This window comes from Aeromonas sp. ANP5, from assembly GCF_963870295.1.
GTDB lineage: Bacteria > Pseudomonadota > Gammaproteobacteria > Enterobacterales > Aeromonadaceae > Aeromonas > Aeromonas veronii.
Map to the genome: position 1 here is coordinate 250,061 of NZ_CAWMRY010000002.1, position 10,949 is coordinate 261,009.

The 10,949-nt window shown below is 58.3% G+C and carries 15 protein-coding genes; 10 read left to right on the forward strand and 5 right to left on the reverse strand.

Features of this window, described 5'->3' with window-relative positions:
• Positions 1-56: 56 nt before the first annotated feature.
• Together AACT07_RS02360 and AACT07_RS02365 are read left to right on the forward strand one after the other, a co-directional pair.
• Positions 57-1,025: a hypothetical protein gene (locus AACT07_RS02360; protein ID WP_069526478.1), complete on the forward strand. Its 969-nt coding sequence runs from the start codon at positions 57-59 to the stop codon at positions 1,023-1,025.
• 14 nt (positions 1,026-1,039) lie between these two features.
• Positions 1,040-1,255 (forward strand): SlyX family protein, encoded by a 216-nt coding sequence (locus AACT07_RS02365; RefSeq protein ID WP_005335285.1) that lies wholly within the window; start codon positions 1,040-1,042, stop codon positions 1,253-1,255.
• 102 nt (positions 1,256-1,357) lie between these two features.
• Here the strand turns inward: AACT07_RS02365 and slyD are convergent, their stop codons facing one another.
• A complete protein-coding gene (gene slyD / locus AACT07_RS02370) occupies positions 1,358-2,029 on the reverse strand; it encodes a peptidylprolyl isomerase (protein WP_005348264.1) in 672 nt (223 codons plus the stop codon).
• Between the two features lie 143 nt (positions 2,030-2,172).
• Positions 2,173-2,376 carry a YheV family putative zinc ribbon protein gene (locus AACT07_RS02375; RefSeq protein ID WP_005335287.1) on the reverse strand — a complete coding sequence of 68 codons (204 nt, stop codon included), beginning with the start codon at positions 2,374-2,376 and terminating at the stop codon, positions 2,173-2,175.
• A 39-nt stretch (positions 2,377-2,415) separates the two neighbouring features.
• Between AACT07_RS02375 and AACT07_RS02380 the strand changes: the two genes are divergently transcribed.
• From AACT07_RS02380 to AACT07_RS02390, 3 genes are all read left to right on the forward strand, one after another.
• Positions 2,416-3,075, forward strand: coding sequence for a hypothetical protein (locus AACT07_RS02380; protein ID WP_069526479.1), 660 nt, complete (start codon positions 2,416-2,418; stop codon positions 3,073-3,075).
• Positions 3,076-3,228: 153 nt separating this feature from the next.
• Positions 3,229-4,128 carry a chemotaxis protein gene (locus tag AACT07_RS02385; protein WP_069526480.1) on the forward strand — a complete coding sequence of 300 codons (900 nt, stop codon included), beginning with the start codon at positions 3,229-3,231 and terminating at the stop codon, positions 4,126-4,128.
• A gap of 66 nt (positions 4,129-4,194) precedes the next feature.
• Positions 4,195-5,181 carry a hydrolase gene (locus AACT07_RS02390; RefSeq protein WP_069526481.1) on the forward strand — a complete coding sequence of 329 codons (987 nt, stop codon included), beginning with the start codon at positions 4,195-4,197 and terminating at the stop codon, positions 5,179-5,181.
• Here AACT07_RS02390 and AACT07_RS02395 read toward each other — a convergent pair.
• Positions 5,160-6,311: a GGDEF domain-containing protein gene (locus AACT07_RS02395; protein ID WP_069526482.1), complete on the reverse strand. Its 1,152-nt coding sequence runs from the start codon at positions 6,309-6,311 to the stop codon at positions 5,160-5,162. The two genes, AACT07_RS02390 and AACT07_RS02395, sit on opposite strands and share 22 nt — an antisense overlap.
• A 97-nt stretch (positions 6,312-6,408) precedes the next feature.
• On the opposite strand from AACT07_RS02395, the gene AACT07_RS02400 reads away from it, so the two are divergent.
• From AACT07_RS02400 to AACT07_RS02410, 3 genes are read left to right on the forward strand one after another with little or no spacing between them, the layout of a single operon-like run.
• Positions 6,409-6,633: a YheU family protein gene (locus AACT07_RS02400; RefSeq protein ID WP_005335298.1), complete on the forward strand. Its 225-nt coding sequence runs from the start codon at positions 6,409-6,411 to the stop codon at positions 6,631-6,633.
• 52 nt (positions 6,634-6,685) lie between these two features.
• Positions 6,686-7,555 (forward strand): phosphoribulokinase, encoded by an 870-nt coding sequence (locus tag AACT07_RS02405; RefSeq protein ID WP_069526483.1) that lies wholly within the window; start codon positions 6,686-6,688, stop codon positions 7,553-7,555.
• A gap of 15 nt (positions 7,556-7,570) precedes the next feature.
• Positions 7,571-8,104, forward strand: coding sequence for a DUF4136 domain-containing protein (locus tag AACT07_RS02410; protein WP_069526484.1), 534 nt, complete (start codon positions 7,571-7,573; stop codon positions 8,102-8,104).
• A 141-nt stretch (positions 8,105-8,245) separates the two neighbouring features.
• On the opposite strand, the gene AACT07_RS02415 is transcribed toward AACT07_RS02410, so the two are convergent.
• Positions 8,246-8,542: an MliC family protein gene (locus AACT07_RS02415; protein WP_043820839.1), complete on the reverse strand. Its 297-nt coding sequence runs from the start codon at positions 8,540-8,542 to the stop codon at positions 8,246-8,248.
• A gap of 93 nt (positions 8,543-8,635) precedes the next feature.
• Positions 8,636-9,040: an OsmC family protein gene (locus tag AACT07_RS02420; RefSeq protein WP_069526485.1), complete on the reverse strand. Its 405-nt coding sequence runs from the start codon at positions 9,038-9,040 to the stop codon at positions 8,636-8,638.
• A gap of 300 nt (positions 9,041-9,340) precedes the next feature.
• On the opposite strand from AACT07_RS02420, the gene crp reads away from it, so the two are divergent.
• Positions 9,341-9,979, forward strand: a complete 639-nt coding sequence (gene crp / locus AACT07_RS02425; protein WP_005335304.1) for a cAMP-activated global transcriptional regulator CRP — start codon at positions 9,341-9,343, stop codon at positions 9,977-9,979.
• Positions 9,980-10,104: 125 nt separating this feature from the next.
• Complete coding sequence (locus AACT07_RS02430; RefSeq protein WP_005354241.1) at positions 10,105-10,905, forward strand: putative RNA methyltransferase; 801 nt, start codon at positions 10,105-10,107, stop codon at positions 10,903-10,905.
• Positions 10,906-10,949: the final 44 nt, after the last annotated feature.

Below are 10,949 nucleotides of genomic sequence, written 5' to 3' on the forward strand. Positions count from 1 at the left end.
TAAGCGCCTTATACTAACGCCGTGATCGCAGGTAACAAAAGCGTGAGACCGCAAAAATGATAAAAAGTGCCATTTATCTGGTGAGCCTCTGTTTAATGCTCACCGGTTGCGAGCAAAGCTCCCAACCCAACCAGCAAATGACCCTCGCCAGCACGGGTCTGCTGACCGCAGATCTCTCCAGTGATGGCAAGCAGGCCATCGTCTCCAGCATCAGCCAGGGCATCATCGTCTGGGATCTGGAACAGAACCGTCAACGCTGGCGCTGGAAGCAATCCGACTCTGCGGAAGATCTGGTATTCATTACCCGCTTTTCCGAAGGCAACAGCCATGCCGTCACCGCCACCCCAGACACCTTTGCTACCTGGCGGCTGAACGACGGGCAATCACAAGGCTACTACTCACTTCCTGAATCCAGGCTGAGGGACATCGCGCTCTCTGCAGATGCTCGTTATGTGCTGATCGGGCGAGAAGATGGCAAGGCCGAGTGGCTCGATACCCGAAGCGGTCGTCGCCTGCAGTTTCTGGGGCACACCGAACAGGTCAATACCGTGGATCTCTCCGCCAACGGTCGCTACGCCCTGACCGGCGGCAACGACTACAGCGCCTATCTGTGGGATACCCGTAGCGGGCAGGTAATTTGGCGCTTCAACCATGGTGGCCGGGTGATCATGGCCAGACTGGAGCCGAGCGGCCGCTACGCCTTCACCGCCGACAGCAGCCGGGCCAGCATCTGGGATCTGAAAACTGGCAAGGAGGTGAGTCAGCTGCAATATGATCACCGCTTCGAGGTCTACACCAGCGCCCGCTTTGCCAACGATGGCAAGTGGCTCATCACCGGCGCCCCTTCCCGTCAGCTCTCCCTGTGGCAAGTGAGCGATGGTGCCCTGCTGCAGAGCTGGCGCGTCTCGCCGCAACCCAAGGTGAAACCGCCCAGCGCAGTGGTCTACGGCGTCGCTTTGCGCGACAATAGCCACCTTGTCAGTGCCAGCTCCAGTGGTCTGGCCGAAATCTGGACAATCAAGTAAGGACCCGAAGGCCCATGAGTCAGCAACTTAACGATCGAATCGAAACCCTGGAAACCCGTCTCGCCTATGCGGAGTACACCATAGAGCAGCTCAACGACGAGGTAACCACCCAGGGCCGTGAACTCGATCGGCTCAAATACCAGATCCAGCTGCTGATCGACAAACTACAAAGTGTACAGCCCAGCCAGATTGCCAGCATGGCCGAAGAGACCCCGCCGCCGCACTACTGAACCAGCGCTATCTCCGCTCAGGCAATATGGTTCGGCATCACTGTCAGCCAATAAAAAAACCCGCGATAATCGCGGGTTTTTTTATCATCGGCATGGCCATGATCAGTGGTGATGGCCCTTGCCACCACAACCGCCGCCACCGCAGCAGCCGCCGTGACCATGGTCGTCACCGTGGTCGTGGCCATGATCGTGACCGTGGCCAGCACCGCCGCAGCAACCGCCCTGGCCGTGATCTTCATCATGGTCGTGACCATGACCGCCACAGCAGCCGCCGTGATCGTGGTCATGACCGTGATCGTGACCGCAACCACCGGCACCGTGAACGTGGCCGTGAGCCAGCTCTTCGGCAGTGGCAGCACGCACGTCCTTGATCTCGACCTTGAAGCCCAGAGTCACGCCAGCCAGCGGATGGTTGCCATCCACCTTGACGAACTCTTCGGACACTTCAACCACGGTCACCGGACGGTGGCCATCGTCGGTTTCAGCCACAAAAGTATCCCCTTCGGAGACTTCCATGCCGTCGAACAGCTCGCCCGGTACTTCTTGTACCAGGGTCTCATCATATTCGCCGTAGGCCTGGCTCGGTGCCAGAGTCACTTCGAAGGCTTCACCTACCGCGCGACCTTCCAACTCGGCTTCCAGGCCTGAGACCAGGTAACGGGTGCCGTGCAGATAGACCAGCGGCTCTTTGCCGACAGTGCTGTCGATGACTTCACCGTGCTCGTCGGTGACTGTGTATTCCAGCGTAACCACGCTCAGAGGAGCTACTTTCATGTCAGGATCCTGCGGATAGAAAAAAACGGGCTCAGAATACCCTAAAAAGCGGGCCGCGCATATGCCGTGCGGCGCCACGGCGTGACGAAAAAAACGGCAACAGCGTCAGCGAGGAGACCCGCATTCCACCCGCTGTTGCCTTATCAGGGGCGAAACACCCCGATCACCTCTTCCGCCTCGCGAGTCTGCTTGTCGACCTCGGCAGGCGTTTGTACCTGGGTATCGCCACAGGCGACGCAGGTCACCTTCTCGACTCCATGCTCCAGATACAGCATCATGTTGTCCAATTTGCCGCACGCCGGGCAGACTGCACCGGCAATGAAGCGCTTTTTACGTCTGGTTTCCATATTTGTTACCTCCAGGCAGCATCATATCAGGGTTTTTACATGCATCACGCCATCGAGTATCACCATTTTTCCTGCCAGGGCCTGCACGCCGGCAACCGCAAACGAACTCCGGTCGGGCAGCTGTTGCGGATCACCCGGGGCGCCGCGCTGCTGAGACTGGGCCAACATGAGCTGTTGCTGCCGGCAGGCAGCAGCTTCTGGCTCTGCGCCGATGCCCTCGCGGCCTTCAGCCCCCTCAGCGGTTGCGAGTACGATCAGCTGAATGTCTCTTTGCGCGTGGCTCAGCCGCAGCAGGCAGGCTGGCTGCAGACCACGCCTCTGCTCGATGCCCTGCTCGACTCGCTGGCTCTGTGGCAACGTCCGAAAGAGTGGCAAGGGGCCTACGGTCAGCGACTGCAGGTGATCCTGGATGAGCTGCAACAGAGTGCCATCAGCCAGCAGGGTCACGGTGAGCTGCAAGCCTGCTGGCAAGCGCTGGCCAATGGCCAACCGGAGTCTCTGCAACTGTGGGCACAACAAGCCGATGCGCCGGTGGAAGGGAGTGAATTGCAACAACAGTGGCAGCTACTGCAGGCGCTCAGATTGCTCAAGGGCGGCAGCAAACCCGCGCAGGTGGCCAGCAAGCTGGGTTATGCCGATGAGGCCGCATTGCAAGCGGCCTGCCAGCAGTGGAGCGTTGGCGAAGATGGTGATCAATAACCGGACGCCGGTGTGAGTGTGCCAACGAAATTGGCTGAATGAGTCCAGTTTTTTGCCAGATGGTCGTTAACAAGGAAGGGCCATTCCACCCGTAATCCTTTATGCTAGAGGCCTGAAGTGACTGCCAACGTTTCGACCAACAGGACATCTGCCATGACGAGCAAAGCCAATCAATCCCAGGGCATGTTGCTGTTTCACCTTTCAGCCAAACAATCCTTTGCCATCGGTACCCTCAAGGTGAAGGAGATAGTGCCCTACACCCAGCTGACGGCAATGCCCCACTCGCACCCGACCGTGTTGGGGGCTGCCAATATGCGCGGCTCCACCATTCCGGTGATCGACATGGCGATGGCGGTGGGCTATCGCCCCATCAGCAAGGAGGAGATGCCCCACTGCTTCATCATCATTACCGACTGCCGCCGCACCCTGGTGGGCTTTCTGGTACGGGGCATCGACAAGATCACCGAGTGCAACTGGCGCGATATCGAATCGCCCCCCGCCTCCCTCGGTCACAATGTGTTCGTAACCGGCGTGACTCGGGTCAATGACCAGCTGATCCAGCTGCTGGATGTGGAGCTGATCCTCTCCCGGGTCTATCCGGATGATCCGAGCCACCTCTATCCGGTACTGACCGATGTGCAGCGGGAACGGATCAAGCCGATGCGGATCCTGCTGGTTGATGACTCTTCGGTCGCCCGCCGTCAGCTGATGGCCGCCCTCGACTACATCAATATCCCCTATGAAGTCTGCACCAATGGCAAGGATGCACTGACCCTGATGCAGATGCGGGCGAGCCAGAAGACCCCAATCGACATTCTGGTGAGCGATATCGAGATGCCCGGGCTCGATGGCTATGAGCTGGCCTTCGAGGTACAGAGCGACAGCAAACTGGCGGGTGCCTACATCATCCTGCACACCTCGCTCTCCAGCGAGATCAGTGTGGAGCGAGCCCATCAGGTGGGTGCTCATGAGGCGCTGACCAAGTTCGAAGCCAACGAGCTGATCCAGGCCATGCTGCGCGGTGCCGAACATCACGATCGCCTGCTGAAATAAGCCAATGACTGGCGGGAGGAACACGCCTCCCGTCCTCCTTATCTTCGACCCAGACCGACTGACCCCATGCTGACCGAGAGCCACTTCCACGCCCCCTGGTGGGCACGCAATCCTCATCTGCAGACCATATTGCCCAAATGGCTGCGCCGCCCCCCTGCCCGTTTTGTGGCGGAGCGGTTTGAACTGCAGGATGGGGACTTTGTCGACCTCGCCTGGAGCGGGGAGATCAGCCTTGATGAACGGCCGCTGATAGTGGTGTTTCACGGGCTGGAGGGAAGCATCCACTCCCACTACGCCAAGGGATTGTTCGCCCACCTGCAGCAAGAGGGCAGAGAGGCCGTGCTGATGCACTTTCGCGGTTGCAGTGGCGAGCCCAATCGCCATCTGCAGGCCTATCACTCCGGCGCCATCGGTGATGCGCAGGAGCTGATTGCCGAGCTGAGCCAGCGCTTCCCGGGCAAACCGCTGATCGCCATCGGCTTTTCACTGGGTGGCAATATGCTGGTCAATCTGCTGGCGCGGGGCTGTCCTGCGGCATTGAAAGCGGCGGTGGTGGTCTCGGCCCCGCTGCAACTGGCGAGCTGCGCCGAGCGGGTCAATCAGGGCTTCTCGAAGGTTTATCAGAACTATCTGCTGCGCACCATGCGTCGCAATTTGCTCAACAAAATCAGCCAGCAGCAGAAAGCGAGTGAACGCTGGCAACCTCGACAAGTGGAGCAGATTGCCACCCTGCGTGATTTTGACGAGCAGGTCACCGCGCCGCTGCACGGCTTTCACAGCGCCAGCCACTACTACCAGAGCTGCTCGGGGCTACCACTGCTGGGCCAGATCCCCATCCCCACCCTTATCCTGCACGCCGCCGACGATCCCTTTATGTCCGATGCCGTTATCCCACGCCCCGAGCAGCTCTCGCCCACGGTGCGCTATGAGCTGAGCCAGCGTGGCGGCCATGTCGGCTTTCTGCACGGCACGCCCTGGCGGCCACGATTTTGGCTGGATGAGCGGATCAGTCGCTGGATTGCCGAGCAGAATTACTCTGCAACACAGAACTGATTACGCCCTAGCTCCTTGGCCCGATAGAGCGCCTGATCGGCACGCTCCAGCAACTGGCTTGCACTTTCACCGGGCTGTAGCGTGGCAATCCCCTGGCTCACCGTCACCCAAGAGGCGACATCGGACGCCAGATGTTCCAGCTGCAGGCTGGCCAGGCCATCTTGCAGCCGCTGTGCAACACTGGACGCAGTCTGACGGTCGGTATTGGGCAGCAGCAGCACAAACTCCTCCCCGCCATAGCGGGCCACCAGATCAGATGGCGTGCGTACCGCACGGTTGAGCGCTTGTGCCACCTCCTTGAGGCACATATCCCCCACCTGATGGCCATAGTGGTCGTTAAAGCACTTGAAATAGTCCACATCGATCAGGATGAGCGAGAGCGGGGCGCCGTTTTGCTGGCTATGGGCCAACGCGCGCTCCAACTCGATATTGAAATGCCGCCGGTTGGCGACACCGGTCAGAGGATCTTGCTTGGCGAGCTGATCAAGTTGGCGAAGCAGCGTCAGATTTTCATGCTCCCGCACGATCGCCAGCTCAAACCAGCGGTGCAGCATGCGGCGGCCAACCTCCAGCACCACCAGACCACAACCCAATCCCAACATGTATAACTGCGGAAAATCTACCCGCAGGTAAAGCTCATTCCATATCCCTAACAGCAATGAGCCGAACACGTATCCATAAAATACCTTCCACGAAGGATAGAAAGCGATCATCGCGGCTAACAGGTTGAGGCGCATGATACCGTTGGAAAAGCTGAGCCCACCTCGCAGCTCGACCTGTCCCAACGTATAAAGATGAACAGCCCACACACAGCCCCAGACCAGGGTGACCAGAGAGGCAGCCCTCAGCCAGGCCCTGTCATTGAGATAATCGCAGAACAGTCCGATAACAGGCAGCAGCAACAGCGCCACCATGACAAAGCCCAACTCACTCTGAAAACGCCATGGAAGAGAGCTGTCACTGGCCAGACCGGCCTGTCGATAGACTTCGTAGCGTATTGCAAGAAACAACACCATCAGCCATTGCAGTAACCAGAACCACACCATGCCGCGACTAATCGCGCGGCGACTGGCCTGAGCCAAATGCTCCACCAGGGTTATTGGCGCGCAGCGTTGCGCTTCAGACAACATCTCTCAGACTCCGGTGAAAAGGTAAAAAGTGATTGCATTCGCGGGATTCAACACAACAATAGCCTGACGATCACCTCTTTTGCTGTGAGACCTTTAAATGATCATTCCCTGGCAAGAACTGGACGGCGACACCCTGACCAACCTGATCGAACACTTTGTGTTGCAGGAAGGTACCGAGTATGGGGAGCAGGATGTGCCGCTTGGCGTCAAAGTGGACGCGGTAAGAGAGCAATTACAGCAAGGCAAGGCAGTCATCGTCTATAGCGAGCTGCACGAATCGGTGAATATCGTGATGAAAGACCGCTTCATCGAGCAGTCTTGACCCAACCGCAATCCGGACCTTATAACGGAATTCCCAAGGAAGAGAGAATCCCATGTCGGCCAAGCACCCCATTATTGCCGTTACCGGTTCGTCCGGTGCCGGCACCTCCACCTCCACCAACGCCTTTCGCTCCATGTTCCATCAACTGGGATATACCGCGGCTGTGGTGGAAGGTGACAGTTTTCACCGCTACACCCGACCGGAAATGGATGTAGCAATCCGCAAGGCGCGCGAACAGGGGCGCCATATCAGCTATTTTGGCCCTGAGGCCAATGACTTCGGGCTGCTGGAGAGCTTTTTTCAGGGCTATGGCCAGGATGGCAATGGCCAGTATCGCCGCTATCTGCACAGCTTTGACGAGGCAGTGCCCTTCAACCAGATGCCCGGTACCTTCACCCCCTGGCAGCATCTGCCCAGCAGTACCGATCTGCTGTTTTATGAAGGGCTGCACGGCGGTGTGGTCACCGAGGATCACAATGTGGCGCGCCACGTGGATTTTCTGATAGGCGTAGTGCCCATCGTCAACCTGGAGTGGATCCAAAAGCTCATTCGCGATACCTCGGAGCGAGGGCATTCCCGCGAGGCTGTGACCGACTCCATCGTTCGCTCCATGGATGACTACATCAACTTCATCACCCCGCAGTTCTCGCGCACCCATATCAACTTCCAGCGAGTACCGACGGTGGACACCTCCAACCCCTTCAGTGCCAAGGTGATCCCGAGTCTGGACGAGAGTATGCTGGTGATCCGGTTTCGCGGCATCAAGCAGGTGGATTTCCCCTACCTGCTGTCGATGATCGATGGCTCATTCATGTCGCGGATGAACACCATAGTGGTGCCGGGTGGCAAGATGGGCTTTGCGATGGAGCTGATCCTGCGCCCGCTTATCCAGCAATTGATCGAAACCGGCAAAATCACTTAAGCCAAGGAGTTCACAATGCGGTTAGCGTTTATCTCTGTGGTATTGGCCGCCCTGCTTGGCGGCTGCAGTAGCGGGCCGACGGCCCCCACGCTGGAGTCCGGCACCATGCTGGTTCGCCCGATGGGCAACTGGACCTATGGCGCAACCCCGCGCTACGCCCTGGCCGAGCAGTATCAATTTGCCGGTGAGTTGGCGGAAGGGTGGCTGGAGCCAATGCAGCAGGCGGTAAGCCGGGAGCTCAATGGCAAGGGGTGGCAGGGTGCACCGCTTGACGAGGCGGATCTGTGGGTCGCCATCGGCGTCGCGGGCGGCAAGGATATGAGTGACGGCGAGATATTCGCGCGCCTTGGCATGACGCCCGGGGTATATGCCTCGGCCAACCAGCGCAAAGGGTCGCTGGCCATCGTGCTGCTCGATCGCAAAACCCAGAAAGCGGTCTGGAGCAGCATCATCCAGCTCACCAGCGATGTGAGCATTGCAGACAGCCAGCGTCAGGCACTCAGCCAGCAGCTCGCGGCCGAGCTGCTCAATCGCGCCCCCACCAACTAGCGCTTGTTTAGTGATAACGGATGGATAGAAAAACGGCTTGCCTCCCGGCAAGCCGTTTTTTGTGGTCACAACCTCCTGACCCAATCAGGCCTAGGCCAGACCCGGGCACAAAGCTGCACACCTTCAGCTATCTGTGGTCACTTATTTGAGCGTACAGGTCAGCAGTGTGACCCCTTTCTGGGTGAGGAGAGCTTGTTTCTCCTGATTCCAGAAGGTGGTGACACTGTCGGAATATTTGGCGCCAGATTCAGACTCAACGCGCGCCAGCTTGTGATAAACCCCGGCATAGGGGAACTGCACCATGTCAGCCTGGGCATCATAGGTAACGGCCAGCATCTCTTCGCCGCACTGGTATTGGCTGTATTGATACTGGGTAGGTTGCGGGCTGCTGCACGCCGCCAGACCCAAAAGGGGAAGCAGAGCGATCAATTTTTTCATTGCACTTTCCTTATGTAATGGCTTTATGTCATGGCCTTGTGCAGTGGCCTTACGTAACGGCCTTATGCCAGGGTACCAACGAAACAATCGTTATCAAGCTTCAACAATTTGATAACTATGGGTAATTTGTACCGCTTTTTCCAACATCAGGGAAACAGAACAGTATTTTTCCATCGACAGATCGACCGCTCTGGCCACCTGCTTCTCCGCCAATCCCTTGCCTGTCACCACGAAGTGCAGATTAATCTTCTCGAAAACCCGGGGCACGCTATCGACCCGTTCGCCACTGACATCAACATAACAGGCGGTCACCGACTGGCGCGCTTTTTCGAGGATGGAGACCACATCAATGGAGCTGCAACCACCGACCGCCAGCAGGATCATCTCCATCGGGCTGGCCCCCTCACCGGGGTTGGCACCATCCAGGATCACCTTGTGACCGGATTCACTCTCACCCACAAACTTCATCCCTTCCACCCAGCTGACCTTGGCTTTCATCTCGCACTCTCTCCTGTTAATCATGATGATGGATCCCTAGCATAACCCAGTCGCTTATCTCTGCCGAACAGGGGGAGTTGGGATGGAAATAGATCAAAATCAACATCTCCGACCTCTATCTTCCCTAGAATGGCCGAAGCGGCGCAGCAGGCATTACTCAAAGGGCTCTGTCAAAAGCCCGCAAAGCCTTGTCAGCACAGGCAAAGGCTCTTATCCTACTGCGACCAATACAAGGAATGGCAAGATTGGCAGCTTGCCCGGACGCACAAGTCCATAAAAAGACACTACAGAGGAATTCTCATGGTCATTGGCAAACCGCAAAGCGATCCCACCCTGGAATGGTTCTTGTCGCACTGCCACATTCATAAGTATCCCGCCAAGAGCACCCTGATCCATGCGGGTGAAAAAGCGGAGACCCTCTACTACATCGTCAAGGGCACTGTGGCCGTCTTGATCAAGGACGATGAGGGCAAAGAGATGATCCTCTCCTATCTGAACCAGGGGGATTTCCTGGGCGAGATGGGGATGTTCGAGGAGAACGAGAACCCCGAGCGCTCCGCTTGGGTTCGCGCGAAAGGCTCTTGCGAAGTGGCAGAGATCTCCTACAAGAAGTTCCGCCAGCTGATCCAGGTCAACCCGGACATTCTGATGCGTCTCTCTGGCCAGATGGCCAAGCGCCTGCAACACACCAGCCAGAAAGTGGGTAACCTCGCCTTCCTGGATGTGACAGGCCGGATCGCCCAGACCCTGCTCAACCTGGCCAAACAGCCGGATGCCATGACCCACCCGGATGGCATGCAGATCAAGATCACCCGTCAGGAGATCGGCCAGATCGTCGGCTGCTCTCGTGAAACCGTGGGCCGCATCCTGAAGATGCTGGAAGAGCAGGAGCTCATCTCTGCCCACGGCAAGACCATTGTGGTATTTGGCACTCGCTGATGACCCGTCCGCAGGCCTGACTGAGGCCTTGGGATAAAAAAGGCTGCTACGGCAGCCTTTTTTGATCCTCTCCCCTATAATCCCGAACGCCCTTCACTTTTCCGGCATTCGCCCAGAGAGTTACTATGCACCTTCAATGTCCCCGCTGCCGCAGTCCGCTCCATCTTCATGAAGCCTCCCAGGGGCGCTATTGCGACAACAAGCATCACTTCGATCCGGCACCGGAAGGCTATCTGGATCTCATCCCCGGCAAGAAAAACCCCAAAGACAGCGACAGCCGTGCCCTGATGCGCGCCAAGCACCATTTCCTGGAAGCCGGCCACCAATTGCCGCTGGTTGAGGCCATGGCCGGCCTGCTCGCTCCGCTGGCCCCACAAGAGCTGATCCATCTTGGGTGCGGTGAAGGCTACTACTGCCGCGCGCTGGCAGAGCGCCTGCCCGGCTGGCAGTTTGCTGGGGTTGATATCGCCAAGAACACCATCTTTGCCGCCAAAAAAGCGCAGCCGGACGGCCAGTTTGTCATTGCCGATCCCGCCCGTGCACCGCTGCAACCGGGCTCTGCTCAGGTGCTGCTGGTCAACGATCTCAAGGTCAAGACCGAGCAGCTGGTCAGCTGGCTGGCCCCCGGTGGCTATCTGCTCTATCTGCAGCCGGGCCCGCGCCATCAGTGGCAACTGCGGGTCAGCCTCAATCCGGTGAGCATGGAACACCCCCTTAGCTGGCCAACCCTCGGCGGCCTCAATCCGATGGCTCAACAGCGCTGCCAGTTCAGCCTCACCATGGATCAGGCCATGCGCAGCTTTATTCTGGAGACCAGCCGTCTTGGCTGGCGGGCAACCGGTGAGCAGCGTCACGCTTTCGCTCAACAGGGCCCGAATGAACTGGAACAGGATCTGCTGCTGACCCTGTGGCAAAAGCCCATCTGATCACTGGGGGGAGCCTTGCAAGGCTCCCCCCCCCCCCCCCCCCC